The sequence below is a fragment of the Gemmatimonadaceae bacterium genome, assembly GCA_020851035.1.
Taxonomy (GTDB): Bacteria; Gemmatimonadota; Gemmatimonadetes; order Gemmatimonadales; family Gemmatimonadaceae; genus JACMLX01.
In genome coordinates this window covers 53,715-73,508 of sequence record JADZDM010000021.1, presented here as the reverse complement: position 1 = coordinate 73,508, position 19,794 = coordinate 53,715, and the positions used below count along the sequence as shown (strand labels likewise).

Below are 19,794 nucleotides of genomic sequence, written 5' to 3'. Positions count from 1 at the left end.
GGTTCTTCGCATCGAGCGGGTCAATGCAACACCTCCGCGATAGCACTACGGAGGCCGCCCGTAGCACATCCAGCACAGGTCGGTTGCGATATGTCCCATCCCGCTCCCGCGGATCTACGGCCACAAGGGCTGTCAGAACCGCGCCCGCGTGGATGGGCATGTCGCGAACCTCCCGCCATCACTCCCGTCAGCCGGCCATCTCCGCCGCCGGCGCACTCGCGTCACCCTCATCGAATGGAGCCCCCAAGAATGAACCTCCGAATGCACGCTGGTCCACCGCTGACGCAGGAACCTGAGACGCCCGTGAATACCGCGCGCGAGGTCGCCGCGCTCATCGATGAAACCCGGCTGATCCTGCGCCGCAGCGCCGCCGACCTGCTCTTCGCGATGTTGGAGTTCCCATTTTTCGGTGTTGCCAACGGCCACGCGACTCTTCGGGAAGCACTCGAGGGCAGCACCACTGTGCCTGCGGCGCTGCCCGGCCTGCATCGGTGGCTTCGTCGCATCGTCGCCCACACGCTGCAGGCGGCCGACGGGGTGCGAGCCACGGACCGCAACACCGCCATTCTCGCGGCGTTTTTTCGCGAGATGAGCGTGTGCATGGAGACGGCACCTGCGGGGCTCACGTTGGTCGCCCATATCGACCACGGAGCGCCTCCGGGGGCCGCCGGTTTTCTCACCAGGGCAGAGCACGACATGGACCGCACGGATCACCTCCCTGCGGACGAGGCAGCGGAGTTGGCGCGCGTCGTCGAGACGCTGCGTGCCGTGGAGTGGCATCGGTGGGTGCCCGTCACCGCGCCTGCGGCCGTGGTGGCCGTCGCCGGCCGTGCCAGCGCCGCCGCGTGCATCAGTCTGGACGATGCCACGGGCGCCACGCGCACCCTGCGGCGGACGGTGCTCGAACACTCGGAGCGCGGAACGCCTGATGCGGCCATGAGATGGGCCACGGCGCTCTCCGGGCCGGGCATCGACCTGCCCTTCTGACGCCTCCGGCGGTTGGCTTACGTCGGTCGCGTGGCAGTGCGTGTCCGTCAGGACCTCAGACACGCGTCACGCCTTCCGCCGCCGCTGACGGGCGGCGGCACGGGAGCGCGATCACGACGGGGTGCAGCATGGAAGCGGATGTCAGCTCGGTCGCTCACCCGGCGTCCGGCACGAAATCGCGTGCGCTCTGGTGCGATGGCGGACAGACCCGATGATTCGTAGCCGAAGGCTCGCGTGTTCGAGTTGAGACCAGAGGACCCGACGCGGGGTCACCGCAACGCGGCCTCGCCGTCTTCCGCTGTTCGTCGCTCCAGTCGCAGCTCCATCAATCGTTTGGCGCCCCCCGTCCATGCCGCGCAGCCTGCGCCAAGACGCAATCACGCGTCCTGTCCATGCCAAGGGGGAGCACATGCAGAATCACGATGGCAACTCGAATCGGTCCGCACGGAACGCAGAGATCACCATCCGTTATGCACGCCTCTGGAAATCCATCGTCAGTGGCGTGGTGACACGCCCGAATGAGGATGTGGCGTCGTGGTACGCCGCTGCGCAGCATGGCATCCGGGCAGCCCTCCACGAGTCGACGATGGACTCGATCACTTCGCCCGAGATGGTTGGAGAGGCGGTCGAGGTGAAAAGCGCAGCCTGATCGAACAGTGACGGCGGCCGTACGCAGCGCCCTTCTGGTATGGCCACGAGGGCTATCACCGGCAGCCCGCTGCCTGCGTTCGCCGCCGCTGCATCAGTGGTGGCCGGCGCGAGGCACACCATCGACGGTTCGCCGCCAGCGCGCGTCGGTCGCGTAACTGCTTGTGGTTCAGACGCTTACGCATGTTGGCCGGTAGGGGGAGTGCGAGGGGATGGCCGGTCTCACGGCGGACCGGCTGCTGCGTGGTGGCCGCTTTAGGCTCTCCCCTGCCGCACCAACATCACCGATGCGGCGCCCCCTTACCCGGACGGTGCCTGTGGATGCCCCCCCGAAGACGGACTGCGGTCCGGAATCGTCGGCAGCAATCACAATCCCCCAATCCGCCACTCCCCCAAGTCTCACCAGCTCTCTGCCAGTTCATCTCGCCGCCCTCTTCGGCATGCATGTCGTCGAAGGGCATTTCAAGAAACTCTCCGACCGGCTGAGTGATGCCGCCGGAGACCGCGTGCGCCGCCGGCGCTGCGCGGAAATCATCTCGCATGACCTTTGGGAGAACGCCGTATGATGATCACCTTCGCCAAGTGGCAGGAACGCGTCGCCGTCAATACTGGGGTGCCGACGCGCGTTCGCTATACGAGGACGAGCACCGAATCTGGCGAAGGCCAGATCGTCTCGCACGCGCAGCAGGGCGAGGCAGCCGACCGAGAGTGGGGCGTGATAGATCCCACGTGGGTGTGGCGAGACGATTCTACCGGGGCGACGTTCGACCGCCCGCAACTGCAGGATCTGCTGGCCTTCTGTCGCGCCCACCCGCGGACGCGGAATGATCCGGGCCGCATCGAGATGTACGACCCGAGCCGATTCGGCCGCATCTTCGATGACAAGGGTAGGCCGGATGTGGCGGCCTACCAGAAGCTGCATGCGGAACTCACGAATCTTGGATGGATGCCCCAGTTCGTCACGGTGAAGACGCCCGGCGAGAGCCTGAGCGACATAATAGTGATTGTCCTGCTCGCGTTCATGTCAGTGAACAGTTCCAAGAAGTCGTCTTGGCCCAAGCGTAAATCGAGCCGTGCGGGGCGCGGGTGCAGTTCGCAGCACGCACCGAAGGGCGTGTCATGATGATCACCTTCGCCAAATGGCAGGAACGCGTCGCCGCCAACGCGGAGGTGCCGACGCGCATTCGCTACACGAGGAAGAGCACCGAATCTGGCGAGCGTCAGATCGGCTCACACGTGCAGCAAGGGGAGGCAGCCGACCGCGAGTGGGGAGTGATCGATCCCGAGTGGGTTTGGTGCGACAACTACACGGGCACCACATTCGTCCGCCCGCAGCTCCAGGACCTACTGGCGTTCTGTCGCGCCAACCCTCGCCCGCGGAACGATCCCGGCCGTATCGAGATGTATGATCCCAGTCGGTTCGGCCGCATTCTCGATGACGAAGGTCGGCCGGACGTGGCAGCGTTTCAGCAGCTGCATGCGGAACTCACAAAGCTTGGCTGGCGGCCACAGTTCGTCACAGTGAAGACGAGCGGTGATAGCCTCAGCGACATCATTGTGCTCGTCCTTCACGCGCACATGGCGGCGGCCTACTCCGTCACACTGTCGCTGAACGTCACGCGCGGAATGATCAAGAGCGCCTCGCAAGGCTGGTGGACTGGTGGGTCAGCCCCATGGGGCACCCTGCGAAAGGACGTCGCCGCGGACCGTGTGCTCAAGGATCGCGAAAAATCGTCCGCATCCGCCAACACCATCCTCCTGCCGAACGACGTCGAAGTCGCCCAATGGACCAAGGCGGCGCGCCTGATCGTGGGCGGTATGTCGCTGGACGGCGTCGGGCGGGTCCTCTACAACGAAGATGGCGTATCCGGAAAGCGTGGAGGTCGGATGACACACAGCACTCTGCGCAAGCTACTGACCAACACCGCGCTGATCGGGCGTTTGTCATTTCAAGGCATTGCCGAGAAGGAAGGCAATCGCCCAGTCATGATCGTGGACGCGAAGTGGCCCCCAATTGTCGACGTGGAGCTCTTCGAACAGGTCCAGCGGCGCCTGTTGAGCCGCGGCGTCGAGGGAGCACCGCGTCGCCGTCGTCATGCTGAGCAATTCCCATTGACGCTCGTCTGCGCGCACTGCGGCTTGGAGTACAACGGCGGCAAGCTCAAGGAAGCGCAAGGGGGCGCGCGAATGTACGCCCACAGCAAGCCGAAGAACCGTCGCGGTGAACGCTCCCACGAACGATTCAAGGATGCCGGCTGCAAGGTCTGGTATGTCGATGCGGCGGAGATCGAGACGAAGATCAAGGATCTGATCGTACGGGAGCGATCCAGCGAAGCGTTCGAGGATCAGGTCCGGCAGTTCCTGCTCGAGAAGGACAGTTTTGGCCGGTCATCGTCCAACAGCGTCGCGGCGGCCGAAAAGACCCTTCGTGATCGTCGCGGCGCCTACGAACGTGCCGCGAAGATCATGATGGCGACGGTCATGGCCGATTCCGGAGCGTCTGTCGTCGGCGACGATGTGCTGACCGAGCAGCTCGCGCAGCTTCGTCGTCAGGTGGCCGTCGCCGAGGGGAATGTCAAGACCGCGACCCGACATGCCGAATCGGGCGTCAGAGCCTTCGAGAAGCTCTCGTCGCTGATTCACGAGACGCGGAACATCGCTGCCGCGTGGGATCGACTCGGCGGGGCCGAGCGCCGCTCCATCTTCGATCACTGGGTCTATGCCGTCTACATCGCGGTGGAGCCCATCAAGGGCATGCGCCGCGCGAACCGAAAGACGGCCGTCGTCGTGCTGCGCACGGATCCGTACGCGCCGCGCCATTTCGAGATGGCTGGGAGCTACGTCGCCATGCCGGATAGGGCCGACGCGATGGCCGCGATGACTTCGGGGGCCGCCTCCACGGCGGCCCTCGATTCGAGCGCGGCAAAGGCAGACGGGCCGCCCAGCCTGCCCAGTGCCCAGGCGGCATGCGACCTCACCAGCGGCTCGTCGTCGTCCAAGGCGCCGATCAGCGTGCCGACGTCCGACTCCATCCCCGCGTTGCCGAGCACCACGGCCGCGTTGCGCTTGAGTCCGACGCGCTTGGCCCGTTTCATGGGAGAGTCCTTAAACGAGGCAGAGAACTCTGCCTGCGACATGCCCAGCAGCTGTGTCGCGAGGGACCGTGCGTCCTGTCCGTCGAGGACCGGCCTGGCCGCGAACGCAGCCAGCGACAGCTCCTGCGAGAATTTACGGTTATACGGACACACCTCCTGACAGATGTCACACCCGTAGATCATCCCACCCAACCGCGGCCGAAGCGCCTCGGGAACCTCTGACTTCGACTCGATCGTCAGATACGACACACACCGCGTCGCATCCAGCACCCGGGGCCCCACGAACGCCTCCGTCGGACACGCCTCGAGGCACCGCGTGCACGTACCGCAATGCTCGGTCTCGAACGGATCATCGACCTCCAGCTCGAGCCCCAGCAACAACACGCCCAGAAAGAAGAACGACCCGTGCCGCGGTGAGATCAGCATCGTGTTCTTGCCCATCCAGCCGAGCCGAGCCCGCCGCGCCAGGTCCCGCTCCAGGATCGGCCCCGTATCCGTGTACGCCTTCCCGGGCACCGCCACGCCCAGCTCCGCCGACGCCCAGTCCTGGACACCGCGCAGCATCGGCACCAGCACCTCGTGGTAGTCATCCCCACGCGCATACCGCGCCACCGGCCCGTCCGGCTCGCGCCCGCCATAGTTCACGCCGATCACCAGTGCACTCACCGCCCCCGGCACGGGCAGCGTCGAGTCCCGGCGCTTCTCGGCCCCACGCGCGAGATACGCCATCTCACCCGCGTACCCGTTCGCAAGCCAGTCATCGAAGGCGCGCGCGGTCTCCATCGGCCCCAGCCGGCACACCCCCGCCAGCATCGCCCCCCGCGCATACGCCTCGGCCTTCAACCGGTGCGCGAATCCCGTCGGCGCCACCAGCGTCATGTCACGTCAGGTCGGCAGGTGCCAGGTCCACCGCGCGTAGTTCGCGATGTCATCCACCGGCGGCACCGCATCGTGGTCGCCATACGCCGTGTGCATGCGCCACTGCACGTAGTCCCACGCCGGCAACGGCAGGAACGGGAACCGTGCGTACCAATTGCGCCGCCGGAACCGCCACCCTACCAGCAGCAACGGACCGATCAGCGACGGCTCCCGCACGCATCGCCACACCAGCGCCAGTACCAGCGACGTCCAGGTCATGCCTGAAACGTAGAGCCTCGCGCAAGCTCTTGAACAGCATGACGCAAAGGCGCGAAGGGCGCAAAGAAGGGACTGGAATGGGCTCTACAGCGGTGGCAAGGCACGGAGTCCATTCCAATCAGCGGTTCTTTGCGTCCTTTGTGCCCTTCGCGCCTTGCGTCAAAGCAGTTGACCTTCCGGTTGCGATGCCAGAACCCAGCTACTTGAGCGCGAACGTCACCTTCACCACCGTCGTGATGTCCTTCTCGATGCTCGTCACGTCGTTCATGCCGTAGTCCGACACCTCGGTCGAGAACCGCGGCGTGATCTGCACCACGCCCGTGTTCGCGCTGCGCACGTTGCCGACCTCGGCCCCAGCCGCCTTCGAGATCACGTCCGCCCGCGCGCGCGCATCTCGCGTCGCCTCGCCCATCATCTGGATCCGCAGCTCGGCCAGCTTCGTGTACAGGTACTGCGGTGACGCCGCCTCGAACGGGATCCCCTGGCCGGCCAGCTCGCCCGCCTCGCGCGCCAGCTTCTCGATCGCACGCGGGTCGAACAGCCGTACCTCCACCGTCTGCGACACCTTGTAGCCGGCCACCTGGCCTGTCTGCTGGCCCTCGCTGTTCACCACCATCATCCGGTTCGTCTCCACCGGCCGGACCGTGATCACGCTGTCCGCCAGTCCGCGCGACCTGAGCCACGCGCGCACCCGGTCGCCATACCCCGTCACCTCGGCGTACGACCCCGCCACCGTCGGCGACTGCACCGTGACCGTGCCATTCCAGATGCCAAGGTCCGCGACGATCGGGCGACGCGCACTCCCCGTCACCTCGATCACGTCGTTCTTCCGCCCCACGTCGCGCACCGCGCCGGCCACCAGGAACGCGGCCGCCACGATCCCGACCGCCACCGCGATCAGTCCTGCACTCGAGCTCCTGCTGCTGCCATCACTCATCGTTTCGTTTCCGGTCTCGAAATGTGTGCTGTGATTCTGGCATCTTGAACAGCGTCAACGCAAAGGCGCAACGGGCGCGAAGGACGCAAAGAGCACTACACCGAAGCCGCCGACGGTGTGGCACGATGCATCGCCTTTCTGGTAAAGAGCAACCGCAACAGCAGTGCCTGTCGTGGCACCGACCGCCGCCCCGCACACGCAGTTCCCCAAAAAGTCAGGCTGACTAGCTCCTACACCGCCCGCCCAGCGCCAGACCCCTTTGCGTCCTTCGCGCCCTTTGCGCCTTTGCGTCAAAGCCGTTCAACGATCGAAAACGAACACCTAGACCCCGAGAAAACGCATTGAAGCGTGAAAGACCTCGGTCGTCCGGCGCCACGGCCCCTCGGCCGGCACGTTCGTCAGCATCGGCACCAGCATGTGCTCCCGGTGCAGCGCCCCGTGCGACGACCGGTGCGGGATCGGCTCGTACCGCCCCCGGTAGTCCCAGTCCCGCGTCGCACTCAGGATGAAGTCGCCGCAACGGGTGCAGTCGTTGAGTGTCAGCACCTGCACCAGCGCGTCCGGATAGTCCGTCGCCATCGACCGTTCCCACGCCTCCGCCGCCGTGATGCCGTGCACCTCGCCCAGCCCCAGCGGATCACCACGCTCACAGGTGTAGTGATACCGGTCACCCTCGCGCCACGCCATCGCCGCCCCGCGCCCCGCACCCCCGCGGATCTCGACCCGCGACTCGTCGTGCGGCAGCAGCAGCAGGTCCACCGACGGCCGGCCCAGCAGCAGCTCGGCCGTCTCGTCCCAGCGGTCGCGCAGGCGCGGCCACCAGGGACGCGTGCGCGACTGCAGCTCCACGAACAGGTGCGCCATCGCGTTCCCGCTCACCATCACCGCCATCTCCGGATCACGTACGCCGAAGATCTTCGGATGTGCCAGCACCCGCAGCCCCACCTCGTCGCGGAACAGGTCGGCGAGGTCGTCGTGGGCCTGCACCCCCACATGGCCGTGGTCGCTCACCACGAACAGCGCCAGCTCGTCCATCCACCCCGCGCGCGTCGCCGCCGCCGTCACGTCGGCCACGAACCCGTCCACGATCGTGAGCGCATCGCGCACGATCCGGGCGCCATGCCCCACGCTGTGGCTCGTCTTGTCCACCCCGCAGAAGCTGGCGAAGGTGAACGGCGGGCGCTCGGCCAGCACGCGGCCCAGCATCTGCCGCGACAGGCTCCGGTCCACGTCCAGCCACCCCGCCACGTCACCGCGGAAGTGGGTGTACCCCGCCCGCAGCGCGAACGCCGGGCTGTTGGTGAGCTTGTTCCGGTGTGGCAGGCCGCGGCCGATCATGTTCATCATCGCCAGCCCGCCCCCCGCCCGCTCGAACGCCGTCGGGCGCTCCGGCGTGAGGTCGCGGTCCACCTTCCGCATCTCGCTGCCGATGTAGCTGCGAGTGTAGTGCGGCCAGCCCGTGTCGCGGCGGCTGCGGTCGAACCACCGCAACCCCGGCAGCCCCACGTGGCCGGGATGCTCGCCCATCAGGAACGGCGCGTACGCCGGCCCCGTCACCGACGGGAACACCGTCGTGAGCGTATGGCTTCCCTGCGCGTCCTGCAGCGCCTTCAGTGCGGGCACCTCGCCGGCGGCGATCGCGGCAGCGAGGGTGTCGGGGCGGGCGCCGTCGGCGACGACGATGATGACGTGGGGCAACGCGACCGGGGGGAGTGCCGGGGGGGACGGCCCCACCCCTGCTGAAGGGGACGAAGCCGGACGGGACAGCCACTACAATTCTACCCGGCGCGGCTCCGGCGCGGATGCATCGGCGTCGCCCCTGCCTCTCCTCGTCCCCACCAGCATGCCCGCAAAGCGCGCGAAGACGCCCGCCACCACGTCCGTCAGGACGCCCGCCGCCACGGCCGCCGGACGGTCGAAGCCCGTCGCGCCACGCCGCGGCACCCGCGCCGCCGGCGCCACCACCGCCGGTGGCAAGACCGCCAACGTCGCCACCATGCAGCGCGCCGAAGCCGAGGCGCTGCAGGGCGCCATGGAACGGCACGTGGAGGGGCACCGCAGCGCCGGTCGCGAGACCCCCGCCAGCAGCACCGTCATCTCCCCCACCAAGCAGCCGCTCAAGGGCACCGCCCAGCCGGCGGCGAAGAACGGGCGCAAGCCGCCGCTGATCCGCCCCACCGTGGATACCGACATCCGCGACCAGGTGCCGCTCACCGAGGACGCCAAGCTCCTCCAGGCACCGGGCCCGCGCGACGACTTCACCCGCACCGACCCCTGGCGCGTGCTCCGCATGACCGGCGAGATCATCGAGGGCTTCGATGCCCTCGCCGCCGTCGAGAAGGGCGTCTCCATCTTCGGCTCGGCCCGCACCTCACCCGATGACCCCCAGTACCTCGCCGCCACCGAGGTCGCGCGGCTGCTCGGCGAGGCGGGCTTCTCCATCATCACCGGCGCCGGCCCCGGCATCATGGAAGCCGCCAACAAGGGCGCACGCCTCGCCGGTGCCCCCTCCATCGGCTGCAACATCGAGCTGCCGTTCGAGCAGGGCGCCAACCCGTACGTCGACACCCTCGTCAGCTTCCGCTACTTCATGGTGCGGAAGACCATGTTCATCAAGTACAGCAATGCCTTCATCTGCTTTCCCGGCGGCTTCGGCACGCTCGACGAGCTGTTCGAGGCGGTGACGCTGATCCAGACGGGGAAGATCTTCCAGTTCCCCGTGATCCTCTTCGGCACCCACTACTGGGCTGGCCTCATTCGCTGGCTGCAGTCGCGCGTGGCCGGCGAACGCAAGATCAGCCCCGGCGACCTCGACCTGCTCCTGCTCACCGACGATCCCCGCGAGGCCGCACGTGCCGTGATCGAGGCCCACGCGGCACAGAAGAGCCGCCCCGCCGGCAAGGGCCGCTGATGGACGCGATGCAGCGCCTGGACCGGGCGATCAAGGTGCTCATTGCCATGATCACCCTCGGTGCGCTCGCCCTCGTCGGCCTGCGCATCGTCGCCAGCAAGTCGCTGCGCGTGGACCCGCGGGCGGAGTGCACCGCCGCGGGCCGCGTGTACGTGGACTCCACGAAGACCTGCCGCCCCCGCTGAGGACGCCCCATGGCCACCGTCGCCCCGGTCCCGTTCAACACCCCCGCCTGGGATGCCGGCGGCTGGATCGCCACGCCACCCCTCGCCGGTGATGCCACCTGCGACGTCTGCGTGGTCGGACTCGGCGGCAGCGGACTGGTCGCCGTGCGCACGCTGCGCGCGCGGCAGCTCGACGTGATCGGCATCGATGCCGCCGATGTCGGTGCGGGTGCCGCCGGTCGCAACGGTGGCCTGCTGCTCGCCGGCCTCGCCGACTTCCACCACGATGCCGTGCGCCTGCTCGGGCACGACACCGCCGTCACGATGTACCGTCGCACGCTGGCCGAGATGGATGCCATCTTCGACGAGTTCCCGGAGTGCACGCGCCGCACGGGATCGCTGCGGCTGGCCGCGTCACCGGCCGAGCTGGACGACTGCCGCGTGCAGTTCGACGCGATGGTGCGCGATGGACTGCCGGTGGAATGGTACCGCGGCCCGGATGGCGAGGGGCTGCTGATGCCCACCGATGGCGTGATGCAGCCGCTGCAGCGCGTGCGCGGCATGGCGCGACACGCACTCGCGGCCGGCGCGCGACTCCACGGTGCCACCCGCGCCACCGCGATCAGCGGCACCCGCGTCGTCACCGATCGCGGCACCATCACCTGCCGCCGCGTGATCGTGGCCGTCGACGGCCGCATCGAGCTGGTGCTCCCCGAGTTGCAGCCGCGCGTGACGACGGCGCGACTGCAGATGCTCGCGACCGCACCGGCCACCGACGTCAGCATCCCGCGACCCATCTACTTCCACGACGGCTTCGAGTACTGGCGCCAGCTCGACGACGGGTGCGTGGCGGTGGGCGGGTTCCGGGACACGGAGCTCGAGACGGAGTGGACGCCGCTCGACGTGCCGACCGACACCATCCAGGCACGCATCGAGCAGTTCCTGCGCGGGCATATCGGCACCGCGGCACCGATCACGCACCGCTGGGCCGCGAGCGTGGCCTACACGGAGGACGGTGCGCCGATCTGCGAGGAGGTGCGCGACGGCGTGTTCGCCATCGGCGCCTACAGCGGCACCGGCAACATCATCGGCGGACTCTGTGCCCGCGACGCGGTGGAGTGGGCCACCCGGACGATGCCCGGCTGACCGGCGCCGTCACGGCGTGTAGAAGGCTTCCTCGCGCGCCCGACGCAGCCGCGCATCCTCCTCCTCGGCGTCCAGCACCTTCAGGTTCTCGTCGTACCGCACCCGCTGTGCGTCGGTCAGGATGGTGCGCAGCAGCTCCAGCTCACGCTTGCGCAGCGCGGCCATGCGCGACAGCGCCCGCTCCACGTCCTGCCGCGCGAAGTTCTGGCTGTTCTGCAGCAGCGCGCTTCGTGCGGCGCGGATCGGGCCGGCCTCGTCGTTGAAGAGCTTGCGATACTTCTCCTCCAGCAGCTCGATCGCATCGCGCTGCAGGTCCGTCAGCTCGGTGACACCCAGCAGGGGGCGCTCCAGCGAGGCCCACTGCGCCGTCAGCTCCTCGATCGACAGCCGCACCGGCGCGTTGCTCGCCACCTGCTGTGCCGCGGCGGGACGGACGGCCATCGGGAACATCACCAGGGCGACCAGGGTGACCTGCGCCATGCGCCGGCGGATGGTGCGCTGAACCGTCGTGCGCTGTTCCATGCTGCACTCCTGCGGAAGTGGGGCCACGTGTCATCGGGCCGGAGCCGGCCTGCACGATGCCGGAACGGGGCGGGGCAGGCAAGTCTCGCCTGTCGCCCCGCCCCGTTCATCCTGCGGTGTGCGAACGCCTACCGCGGCGGGCCACCGCCACCCATCCGCCCGCGCATCGCATCACGCTCGGCGTCCTCCGCCTTCACGTTCTCGTCGAACTTCGGGTGCTGCGCCGCCGTCAGGAGCGCGCGGGCCGCGGCCAGCTCTTCCTTCCGCATCGCCACCATCGCCTCGCGCATCTTCATCATCGACGCCATGTCCGGCGTGTTCCCGCTCTGGCGCGCGGCCATCATCGCCTCGCGCATCGCCGTGTTCATCGTCACGAACTTCGGCTTGTAGGCTGCCTCGAGCTTGCCGAGCGTGTCCTTCTGTGCATCGGTCAGCCCCTCGACGCCGGCCAGTGGCCGCTCGAGCAGCGCCATCGCATCCGGCGCGCGCCGCATGCCGCCCGGTCCGCCACCGCCCGGCGGCCCGCCCTGGGCGCCAGCAGTGACAGTCGAACCGATCAGGAGCGCCGCCGCGAGGGCTGCAGCACGCATGGAACGCATCATCAGGGTCTCCGTGGAGGTGTGGTCGTACAGGTCAGTTGGCTCCGCACATGGCGGGGCTGGCCGGGCGCCAACGGCGTGACGCCGTCCGCCCTCACCATCCCGTACCCCGGAGCACGCGATTCCGTTGGTGCACGATGCCGGGCACGCCTGCACTGACGAGCCGGCCAGGTCGCGATAGGATTCGGCTCTGCCAGAATGCGCCGAACACCGTCCCGCCGTTTGAGGTCAGATTGGCCGACCAGCCCGATCCCGCGCCGCGCCCGCTCCATCCCGAGACCCTCGCCATCCGCACCCAGGTCGCGCGCGGCCCCGAACGCGAACACGCGGTGCCGCTCTTCCTCACGTCGAGCTTCGTGTTCGACGATGCCGAGCAGGCGCGGGCGCTCTTCGCCGACGAGGAGCAGGGGAACATCTACAGCCGGTACTCCAACCCGAACACCGACGAGTTCGTCCGCAAGGTGGCACTGCTGGAGGGCGCGGCCGACGGCATCGCGTTCGCCAGCGGCATGGCGGCGGTCTTCGGCAGCCTCGCGGCCTTCCTGCGCAGCGGCGATCACGTGGTGGCCTCGCGGGCCCTGTTCGGCTCCACGCACCAGCTCTTCACCAAGCTCTTCCCGCGCTGGGGCATCACGGCCACCTACGTCGATGCCGATGCGACCCCCGAGCAGTGGGCAGCCGCCTGCACGCCGGCCACCATGATGCTGTTCGTCGAGACCCCCTCCAATCCGGGCCTCGCGCTGATCGACCTCGCGATGCTCGGCCAGCTCTGCGCCCAGCGGGGATTGCTGTTCGTGGTCGACAACTGCTTCACCACCCCCGTCCTGCAGCAGCCGATCCGCCACGGCGCCCACCTCGTGGTGCACTCCGCCACCAAGTACATGGACGGGCAGGGACGGGTGCTCGGCGGCGTGGTGGTCGGCACGGCGGAGCTCATCGCCGAGCTGCGGTTCTTCATCCGGCACACCGGCCCGGCGATGTCGGCCTTCAACGCCTGGGTGCTGTCGAAGAGCCTGGAGACGCTCGCCCTCCGCATGGAGCGGCACTGCGCCAGTGCGCTGGCGGTGGCCACGCACTTCGAGGGACACGCGGGTGTCTCCCGGGTGCGCTACCCGTTCCTGAAGAGCCACCCCGACCACGCGCTGGCCCGGCGGCAGATGTCGGCCGGCGGGGGCATCGTGGTGCTGGAGCTCGAGGGCGGGCTGGAGCGCGCGCGCCGCTTCCTCGACGCCGTCGAGCTGCTCTCGCACACGCCGAACCTGGGCGATGCGCGCAGCATCGTCACGCATCCCACGTCGACCACGCATTCCAGGCTGAGCGAGGAGGAGCGGCAGCAGGTCGGGATCGTGCCGGGGATGGTCCGGATCTCTGTCGGGCTGGAGCATGTGGACGACATCATCGCCGACATCGCGCAGGCCGTGGCGCGCTCGGCCTGACGGTTGCGCCGCGCCGCGCATGTCTGGAAATTTCGGGTGTCCGATGCCGGTTCGACGGCCGGCGGGCGACATCACAGGCTCGGAGCACAAGTCACGGAGAGTTTAGAATGCGTAGCATTGCGTGGACAGGACCGGTGTTGTTGCTGGCGTTGGCAGCATGCGGCGGCGGTGAGAAGAAGGCGGCTGGCGACAGCGCCACGGCCACGACGGTTGCCGTCGCGGCCGACACGGCAGCAGGCGCCGCGGCGGCTGCCACGAGCCCGGGCGCCGAGAAGTACACGCAGGTGTGCGGGGCCTGCCACCAGGCCAACGGCGAAGGGCTCGAGGGCAACTTCCCGCCGCTGGCCGGCTCGGAGTGGCTCAATGGCAAGGCCGAGGTGCCGATCGCGATCGTCCTGCACGGCATGCAGGGCGAGATCGAGGTGAAGGGCAAGAAGTACAATGGCGCCATGGCGCCGTGGGGTGGTGCGATGACGGATGCCGAGATCGCCGCCGTGCTGACCCATGAGCGCAGCTCCTGGGGTAACAGCGCGCCGGCCGTCACGGAGGAGGAGGTGAAGACGGTGCGCGCGAAGTACGCGTCGCGTACCGCAGCCTGGTCCCCGGCGGAGCTCGCACCGCTTCGCTGACCGCCGTCGCACGAATGCAGGCACTGGCCGGCCGCGCACCTCGCGCGGCCGGCCAGTGTCACATCGTGCACCGGCACGCGGGCTACTCGCGCACCTTTGCCACCGCGGTGAGGGATGCGCCGCTGCGCGTGCGCACGGTCACCCGCACCGAGTCACGCATCGTGAGCGCCCGCGGCAGGCCGTGGGCCATGATGTGCAGGCCACGGGGGCCCAGGACCACGGAATCGTGTGATGGCACCGGCAGCGAGTCGAAGTCGGCCATGTGCGACATGCCCGCCGAGTCGCGTGATTCGTGGAACGTGGAGTGTGCGACGCCCTCCACGCTCACGCCCGTCAGCACCAGCGTGGTGTCCGTCGGGTTGTGGATGGTGAGATAGATCGCAGCCATGGCGCCGGCCGGGGTGGGTCGGACCCAGGCGGCGTCGAGGGCTGGTGACGTGCGTTCAGGTGCGCGTGTGCAGCCGGCCGCACACGCCACCGCGGCGCCGCACCCGAGAGCGCGGGCGGCGCGAAGCATGGACATCAAGGGCATGGCTCCGCTGGAGCACCGGCTGTCACCGGTCTCCGGGATGGAGTGGAAGGAAAGGGAGTCTGTCCGGCTCACGCGCGGCACGACAGCACAGGCGTGTGGCGTCCGGGGGCCCGGAGCGGAAAGCCCGGCGCCAAGGCCTGCCTGCACTGTCGCACGTCGGCGCTCTGCGCCCGTTTCCGGCACGGCACGGTGGTCGACGCGTGTTCGACGCACAGGTCCGCCAGCGTGCAGGACGTCGTGCCTGCTCAGCCGTGCCGGAGGTGCCGCGTGGGCGGTGGCCCGTTGGCGAACGGCAGCACATGCGCGAAGCGTGTTGCGACCAGCGTATCGTTGCGTGCTGCAACCTGCAACACTTGCACGTCGGCAAGTGCGCACGGCACATTGACGACGGGCGCCCCAGGCAACGCGATTGCCGGGGTGCCCGCGCAGCAGCCAAGACAGAGGCACTGATGCGCGGCGTGCCCCGCCGGTGTGTCCGTGGCCGGCGCATCATGCGCGTCGGGCGCATGTGTGATGGCCGCCTGGCCAGGGGGGGCACAACGATCCTCCGACAGGTCTGCGGTGTATCCTGCCGTGGCACTCGGCGGCAGCCCGTCGTGCATCGGGCACACATGCAGCGGCAGCGGTTCCGCCACCAGGAGGCAGAACCAGACGCCGAACAGGGCGGTGACGAGCCGCTGCGTGAGTGAACGCTGTCGCATGCTGTGACGAAACGTATCGACGGCCGCGCGGCGGCGCACCGCGTGAGGCGGCCCGCGCCTCCGCCCGGTCAGTTGCCCGAACACCCGCTGCACGGTGCAGCCTCGATTTTTCCATGGAGTGCCGATGAACCGCCCGACCCGCACCGGTCCGGCCTGCCGCCGTCTCGTCGTCCTGTTCGCGGTGTGTTGCGCCGGCGCACCCGCGGCCCACGCGCAGTCACGCCCCTCCGGCGCTGCCGGCGAGGTGCCGCGCGTGGCGAGCGAGGTGATTGCGACGGTCATGAGCCCATACTGCCCCGGCCTGCTGCTCTCCAACTGCCCCAGCCCCTCGGCCGACTCGTTGCGCCGCGCGATCGTCGCGCGTGCCGCCGCGGGGGCCACCGAGGCCGACCTCCGCGCGGAACTCGTCGCGGTCTACGGCGAGGGTGTGCTCGCCGCGCCCCGCCTGCGCGGGATGGGCGCGGTCGCGTGGCTCGTGCCCTTCCTTCTCATCCTGCTCGCCGGCGGCGTGATCGCCCGCTGGATCCGGCGCCAGCGGCCTGCCGCGGCACCGGCGGCACCGGCGGTGGCCGCCGTCGCCGCAGTGCCGGGCGACGCCGAGCGACTGCAGCGGATCGCCGACCGGGTGGAACGTTCGCGCTGAACGCCCCGTATCCCCATCGACAGGACGGGACACGCGCCGATAGACTGCGCCCCGCCGCCGTTTCACTGGTCCATTCTCCGGCCACGCACATGACCGCTTCCGTCACTCGCTCCCTGCTCCTTGGCGCCGGCCTCTGCGGAGCCGTGGCACTCCTCGGCCTCAGCGATCGTCCCGCCGTCGCCGCCGAGGCGCCGGCCGTGCACGCCGTCGCCCCGCTGCCGCCGGTCAACAAGTACGCCGAGGTCTGTGCCGTCTGCCATCAGGCCACAGGGCAGGGCCTGCCTGGAGCCTTCCCGCCGCTCGCCGGCTCGGAGTGGCTGAACGGACGCCCCGACATCCCGATCGCCATCGTCCTGCATGGCCTGCAGGGCGAGATCACCGTCAAGGGCGCGAAGTTCAACAGCGCCATGATGCCGTGGGGCGGCGTCCTGAACGACGAGGACCTGGCCGCCACGCTCACGTATGCTCGCAGCCAGTGGGGCAACAGGGCGGCGCCCATCACCGCCGCCCAGGTCCGCGCCACCCGCGCCCGGTTCGCGTCCCGCACCACCCCGTGGACCGCGGCCGAGCTGCGCGCCATCCGGTGACGGCACCGGCCTGACGTAACCGGCCTCGCCGGTCCGTCAGCGCTGGTCGCGAGGCCGGCGCCGCACCGCCGCCACGAGGTTGCGCCGCGAGTACTCGCCGAAGCTGGCTCGCCCGGTCATCGACTCGCCGCCGAGCTGCTCGCGCAGGATCCGGGCATCGCTGTCGCCGCGGTCGATCCGGTGCGCGATGCGGGTGATGAGGTCACGCGTCCACGCCGCCTTCGCGCGCAGCGCGGCCGCGGCATCGGGCACCAGCCCGCGATGGGCGTCGAAGAGCCGCAGTGGTTCCAGAGCGGCAGCGCGCTCGAGCGAGGCCAGCAGCGTCCATGGGTCCTCGTCATGGTGCGCGATGCGGACCTTCACGCCCAGGAACAGGTCACCCGAGAACAGGGTGCGCGTGCTTCCATCCCAGAAGGCGTGGTGATCGACGCTGTGCCCCGGCGTTGCCACCGGCACCAGGGAGTCGGGCACGAACGCCTCCTCGGGTGTCACCAGCGGCGGCATCGGCGTCCAGGTGAGGCTCCGGTAGAGCCGGATCGGTGCCACCGCGGTCACCAGCGGACGCGTGGCGGCGGGCAGCCAGAGTGGAAGGCCGCGACGCGCCACCGCCTCCACGTTCCCGGCGTGGTCCTCGTGGTGGTGCGTGACCATCACGCCGCGCACCGGGTGCCGGTCCAGCAGTGCCTCCAGTTCCGCGCGCCTTGCCGGGATTCCCGTGTCGACCAGCACCCCGTCGGCGGTGAGGAACGCGCTCGCGGTGTATCCGATCAGGCGGCTGCGACGGGTGGAGAACTTCCACTCCGTCACCCCGGCATGCACTATCTGCTCAACCACTGACCGGCCTGGCCCGGCCCTGGCTGGCGCCGGCCGCGCGCTGATTGTGCGCGGAATCCGCGCGCCGTAGGTTCCCGTTTCCGCCCGGCCCCGATGGCCGGGCGAAGTCGTTTCCCCCGTGCAGCAACGGTTGGTCCATGATCGAAGCCCTCAAGGAAAAGCTCTCGAGCGAAGTCGCCAAGCTGCGGCATGAGCTGACCGTCACGCTCCCGCAGGAAATCAAGAAGGCGGTGGATCACGGCGACCTGCGCGAGAACAGTGAGTATAAGGCCGCCCTCGAGCGCCAGCGCTTCGTGCAGGCGCGCCTCGGGCAGCTCGTGCAGCGCCTCTCCAAGCTCTCCGACATCGACATCACGCAGATCCCCACCGATCGCGTGGGACTCGGCAGCCGCGTCACGGTGGAGGATCTCGTCTCCGAGGAGCGCGAGGTGTACGAACTGGTGTTCGGCGACGGCGGGGAACTGATCGACGGGCAGGTGAGCATGTCGTCGCCGATCGGGCTCGCACTGCAGAACAAGGCCATCGGCGACATGGCGCTGCTCAAGCTCCCGGCCCGCACCCGCCGGCTGAAGATCGTCGAGCTGCTCACCTTCCATCAGCTCGAGCTGATGGACTGATCGCGGCTGCGCGGCTCAGTCGTCGATCGCGAAGAGCCGCGCCGCCTCTGCATCGTACGCCGCGCTCGCGGCATCCACCGTCGCCGCATCCCACCCGTGCACGCGGCCCAGCAGCGCCGCCACCTGTGGCGCCAGCGCGCGGCCCGCATCGCGCCGCTCGTATGCGATCGGCATCCGTCGCACCAGCACGTCGGCCACCGTCCACGCCCCCTCCGTCACGGCGGCCCACAGGACCTCAGCCGGGATGTAGGGCAGGTCGGGGTCCAGCCGGTCGCCCAGCAGCGGCTCCCGCTCCACCAGGCCCCACACCAGCCGCCACCGAGTGCCGTACGCGCGCACGAGCTGGTCCGCCGTCTCGGACTCCGGAATGACCCCGCGCGCGGCTCGCACCTCGGCCTCGTGTCCTTCGTCACCCGCTCCCGGGAGCGCCGCCTCGCCCGTCATCGACGGCGTCGGTGCGGCGCGACCCAGCGCGCGCTCCACCACGTCGACGATCTCCGAGGCCATGGCCCGGTAGGTCGTCAGCTTGCCGCCGGTGATCGAGACCAGCCCCGAGGCCGACGTGGCGATCTCGTGCTCACGCGAGGCGTCGTTCGCGCTCGTGTCGGCGTGCGCCACCAGCGGCCGGATGCCGGCCCACGCGCTGATCACGTCGGCCGGTGAGAGCGCCGCCTGCGGGAAGAAGTGGTTCGCCGCATCCAGCAGGTACGACACGTCACGCCGGCTGGCGCGCACCTCGTGCGGACCCGACTCGGCGGCCGTCTCCGTGGTGCCGATGATCGTGTGCACCGGCGACGGCAGGATGAAGAACACACGGCCATCCGACGGGTGCAGCAGCGTGAGCGCATCGGTGACGGGAACCAGGCCGCGGGCAACGGCGATGTGCACTCCCTTGCTCCCCAGCACCGACTCGTGCGCGACGCCATCGTCCAGCCGGCGCGTGACGTCGCTCCAGGGGCCGGTGGCATTCACGACCACCCGCGCCACGACGTCGGTCGATGCGCCCGTCACCCCGTCCGTGATGCACGCGCCACGCAGGCGGCCACCACCGTCGTGCAGGAACCCGCCCACCCGGGCGTGGTTGAGCGCCACGGCGCCCGCCTCCGCAGCCGCCAGCACGTTCGCGAGCGTCAGCCGCACGTCGTCGGTGGCGGCATCCCAGTACTCCGCGCCACCCACCAGCCCCTCCGGCCGCAGTCCGCGCTCGCGCCGCAGGATCTCGCGCCGGGACGCGCCATGGTGCGGGCCCACGTTCCGGAACAGCGAGAGCGCGTCGTACGCCAGCAGCCCGGCGCGCAGCTTCCAGCGCGGGATGCGAGCGCCGCGATACACCGGCCACACGAACCGCAGCGGGCGCACGAGGTGCGGCGCGATCGCCAGCAGCGTCCGCCGCTCGCGGCTCGCCTCGAACACCAGGTGCAGGTGCCCATGCTCCAGGTACCGCACGCCGCCGTGCACCAGTCTCGACGAACGGGACGACGTGCCGCTCGCCCAGTCGTCCGCCTCCACCAGCGCCGTGCGCAGGCCACGCAGCGCCGCATCGCGCGCCACACCGGCACCGGTGATCCCGCCACCCACCACCAGGAGGTCGAAGGGCTCGCCCTGCAGGCGCGCCCACGCCTCCCCCCGCTGGCCAAGGCCAGGCAGCAGGCGGGAGCCCGGCGGATGC

At 69.4% G+C, this 19,794-nt stretch carries 21 protein-coding genes; 12 read left to right on the top strand and 9 right to left on the bottom strand.

What is annotated here, in order from left to right:
• Positions 1-303: 303 nt before the first annotated feature.
• The 4 genes from IT355_13170 to IT355_13155 all read left to right on the top strand — a co-directional run bounded on the left by IT355_13170 (position 304) and on the right by IT355_13155 (position 4,890).
• Positions 304-987, top strand: a complete 684-nt coding sequence (locus IT355_13170; protein ID MCC7054210.1) for a hypothetical protein — start codon at positions 304-306, stop codon at positions 985-987.
• A gap of 349 nt (positions 988-1,336) precedes the next feature.
• Positions 1,337-1,636 (top strand): hypothetical protein, encoded by a 300-nt coding sequence (locus tag IT355_13165; GenBank protein MCC7054209.1) that lies wholly within the window; start codon positions 1,337-1,339, stop codon positions 1,634-1,636.
• A 561-nt stretch (positions 1,637-2,197) separates the two neighbouring features.
• Complete coding sequence (locus tag IT355_13160; GenBank protein MCC7054208.1) at positions 2,198-2,758, top strand: recombinase family protein; 561 nt, start codon at positions 2,198-2,200, stop codon at positions 2,756-2,758.
• Positions 2,755-4,890 (top strand): recombinase family protein, encoded by a 2,136-nt coding sequence (locus tag IT355_13155; GenBank protein ID MCC7054207.1) that lies wholly within the window; start codon positions 2,755-2,757, stop codon positions 4,888-4,890. The genes IT355_13160 and IT355_13155 overlap by 4 nt, the downstream gene beginning before the upstream one ends.
• 725 nt (positions 4,891-5,615) lie before the next feature.
• Here the strand turns inward: IT355_13155 and IT355_13150 are convergent.
• The 3 genes from IT355_13150 to IT355_13140 form a co-directional block, all read right to left on the bottom strand.
• A complete protein-coding gene (locus IT355_13150; protein MCC7054206.1) occupies positions 5,616-5,867 on the bottom strand; it encodes a hypothetical protein in 252 nt (83 codons plus the stop codon).
• A gap of 199 nt (positions 5,868-6,066) precedes the next feature.
• Positions 6,067-6,804: an SIMPL domain-containing protein gene (locus tag IT355_13145; GenBank protein MCC7054205.1), complete on the bottom strand. Its 738-nt coding sequence runs from the start codon at positions 6,802-6,804 to the stop codon at positions 6,067-6,069.
• Between the two features lie 321 nt (positions 6,805-7,125).
• Positions 7,126-8,502 (bottom strand): alkaline phosphatase family protein, encoded by a 1,377-nt coding sequence (locus IT355_13140; protein ID MCC7054204.1) that lies wholly within the window; start codon positions 8,500-8,502, stop codon positions 7,126-7,128.
• A 334-nt stretch (positions 8,503-8,836) separates the two neighbouring features.
• Here IT355_13140 and IT355_13135 point away from each other — a divergent pair, with 334 nt between their 5' ends.
• The 3 genes from IT355_13135 to IT355_13125 are packed head-to-tail and all read left to right on the top strand — an operon-like array spanning position 8,837 to position 11,025.
• Complete coding sequence (locus tag IT355_13135; GenBank protein MCC7054203.1) at positions 8,837-9,715, top strand: TIGR00730 family Rossman fold protein; 879 nt, start codon at positions 8,837-8,839, stop codon at positions 9,713-9,715.
• Positions 9,715-9,900, top strand: a complete 186-nt coding sequence (locus IT355_13130) for a hypothetical protein (protein MCC7054202.1) — start codon at positions 9,715-9,717, stop codon at positions 9,898-9,900. Before IT355_13135 ends, IT355_13130 begins: the two co-directional genes overlap by 1 nt.
• 9 nt (positions 9,901-9,909) lie before the next feature.
• Positions 9,910-11,025 (top strand): FAD-binding oxidoreductase, encoded by a 1,116-nt coding sequence (locus IT355_13125; GenBank protein MCC7054201.1) that lies wholly within the window; start codon positions 9,910-9,912, stop codon positions 11,023-11,025.
• A 9-nt stretch (positions 11,026-11,034) separates the two neighbouring features.
• On the opposite strand, the gene IT355_13120 is transcribed toward IT355_13125, so the two are convergent.
• Both IT355_13120 and IT355_13115 read right to left on the bottom strand, forming a co-directional pair.
• Complete coding sequence (locus tag IT355_13120; GenBank protein ID MCC7054200.1) at positions 11,035-11,547, bottom strand: hypothetical protein; 513 nt, start codon at positions 11,545-11,547, stop codon at positions 11,035-11,037.
• A 128-nt stretch (positions 11,548-11,675) separates the two neighbouring features.
• Positions 11,676-12,149 carry a Spy/CpxP family protein refolding chaperone gene (locus IT355_13115; GenBank protein MCC7054199.1) on the bottom strand — a complete coding sequence of 158 codons (474 nt, stop codon included), beginning with the start codon at positions 12,147-12,149 and terminating at the stop codon, positions 11,676-11,678.
• A gap of 230 nt (positions 12,150-12,379) precedes the next feature.
• On the opposite strand from IT355_13115, the gene IT355_13110 reads away from it, so the two are divergent.
• Both IT355_13110 and IT355_13105 read left to right on the top strand, forming a co-directional pair.
• Entirely contained in the window at positions 12,380-13,582 is a 1,203-nt protein-coding gene (locus tag IT355_13110) for a PLP-dependent transferase (GenBank protein ID MCC7054198.1), read from the top strand.
• Positions 13,583-13,689: 107 nt separating this feature from the next.
• Positions 13,690-14,211 (top strand): cytochrome c, encoded by a 522-nt coding sequence (locus tag IT355_13105; GenBank protein MCC7054197.1) that lies wholly within the window; start codon positions 13,690-13,692, stop codon positions 14,209-14,211.
• An 82-nt stretch (positions 14,212-14,293) separates the two neighbouring features.
• Here the strand turns inward: IT355_13105 and IT355_13100 are convergent, their stop codons facing one another.
• The gene (locus IT355_13100) at positions 14,294-14,599 is read right to left on the bottom strand and encodes a copper chaperone PCu(A)C (GenBank protein MCC7054196.1); all 306 of its coding nucleotides are present in this window, start codon (positions 14,597-14,599) and stop codon (positions 14,294-14,296) included.
• A gap of 389 nt (positions 14,600-14,988) precedes the next feature.
• The gene (locus IT355_13095) at positions 14,989-15,483 is read right to left on the bottom strand and encodes a hypothetical protein (GenBank protein MCC7054195.1); all 495 of its coding nucleotides are present in this window, start codon (positions 15,481-15,483) and stop codon (positions 14,989-14,991) included.
• A gap of 85 nt (positions 15,484-15,568) precedes the next feature.
• On the opposite strand from IT355_13095, the gene IT355_13090 reads away from it, so the two are divergent.
• Both IT355_13090 and IT355_13085 read left to right on the top strand, forming a co-directional pair.
• Positions 15,569-16,087, top strand: coding sequence for a cytochrome c-type biogenesis protein CcmH (locus IT355_13090; protein ID MCC7054194.1), 519 nt, complete (start codon positions 15,569-15,571; stop codon positions 16,085-16,087).
• A gap of 89 nt (positions 16,088-16,176) precedes the next feature.
• The gene (locus tag IT355_13085) at positions 16,177-16,674 is read left to right on the top strand and encodes a cytochrome c (GenBank protein ID MCC7054193.1); all 498 of its coding nucleotides are present in this window, start codon (positions 16,177-16,179) and stop codon (positions 16,672-16,674) included.
• Between the two features lie 36 nt (positions 16,675-16,710).
• On the opposite strand, the gene IT355_13080 is transcribed toward IT355_13085, so the two are convergent.
• On the bottom strand, positions 16,711-17,508 hold the full coding sequence (locus IT355_13080; protein MCC7054192.1) for an MBL fold metallo-hydrolase: 798 nt from the start codon (positions 17,506-17,508) through the stop codon (positions 16,711-16,713).
• Positions 17,509-17,645: 137 nt separating this feature from the next.
• Between IT355_13080 and IT355_13075 the strand changes: the two genes are divergently transcribed.
• Positions 17,646-18,125 (top strand): GreA/GreB family elongation factor, encoded by a 480-nt coding sequence (locus IT355_13075; protein ID MCC7054191.1) that lies wholly within the window; start codon positions 17,646-17,648, stop codon positions 18,123-18,125.
• Between the two features lie 15 nt (positions 18,126-18,140).
• Here the strand turns inward: IT355_13075 and IT355_13070 are convergent, their stop codons facing one another.
• Positions 18,141-19,775, bottom strand: a complete 1,635-nt coding sequence (locus tag IT355_13070) for a glycerol-3-phosphate dehydrogenase/oxidase (protein MCC7054190.1) — start codon at positions 19,773-19,775, stop codon at positions 18,141-18,143.
• Positions 19,776-19,794: the final 19 nt, after the last annotated feature.

Excerpts from the sequence above, each read along its gene's own strand:
- IT355_13165 (MCC7054209.1), top strand. The coding sequence starts at position 1,337 with ATGCCGCGCAGCCTGCGCCAAGACGCAATCACGCGTCCTGTCCATGCC.
- IT355_13160 (MCC7054208.1), top strand. The coding sequence starts at position 2,198 with ATGATGATCACCTTCGCCAAGTGGCAGGAACGCGTCGCCGTCAATACT.
- IT355_13155 (MCC7054207.1), top strand. The coding sequence starts at position 2,755 with ATGATGATCACCTTCGCCAAATGGCAGGAACGCGTCGCCGCCAACGCG.
- IT355_13150 (MCC7054206.1), bottom strand. The coding sequence starts at position 5,867 with ATGACCTGGACGTCGCTGGTACTGGCGCTGGTGTGGCGATGCGTGCGG.
- IT355_13145 (MCC7054205.1), bottom strand. The coding sequence starts at position 6,804 with ATGAGTGATGGCAGCAGCAGGAGCTCGAGTGCAGGACTGATCGCGGTG.
- IT355_13135 (MCC7054203.1), top strand. The coding sequence starts at position 8,837 with ATGGAACGGCACGTGGAGGGGCACCGCAGCGCCGGTCGCGAGACCCCC.
- IT355_13130 (MCC7054202.1), top strand. The coding sequence starts at position 9,715 with ATGGACGCGATGCAGCGCCTGGACCGGGCGATCAAGGTGCTCATTGCC.
- IT355_13125 (MCC7054201.1), top strand. The coding sequence starts at position 9,910 with ATGGCCACCGTCGCCCCGGTCCCGTTCAACACCCCCGCCTGGGATGCC.
- IT355_13120 (MCC7054200.1), bottom strand. The coding sequence starts at position 11,547 with ATGGAACAGCGCACGACGGTTCAGCGCACCATCCGCCGGCGCATGGCG.
- IT355_13115 (MCC7054199.1), bottom strand. The coding sequence starts at position 12,149 with ATGATGCGTTCCATGCGTGCTGCAGCCCTCGCGGCGGCGCTCCTGATC.
- IT355_13105 (MCC7054197.1), top strand. The coding sequence starts at position 13,690 with ATGCGTAGCATTGCGTGGACAGGACCGGTGTTGTTGCTGGCGTTGGCA.
- IT355_13100 (MCC7054196.1), bottom strand. The coding sequence starts at position 14,599 with ATGGCTGCGATCTATCTCACCATCCACAACCCGACGGACACCACGCTG.
- IT355_13090 (MCC7054194.1), top strand. The coding sequence starts at position 15,569 with ATGAACCGCCCGACCCGCACCGGTCCGGCCTGCCGCCGTCTCGTCGTC.
- IT355_13085 (MCC7054193.1), top strand. The coding sequence starts at position 16,177 with ATGACCGCTTCCGTCACTCGCTCCCTGCTCCTTGGCGCCGGCCTCTGC.
- IT355_13075 (MCC7054191.1), top strand. The coding sequence starts at position 17,646 with ATGATCGAAGCCCTCAAGGAAAAGCTCTCGAGCGAAGTCGCCAAGCTG.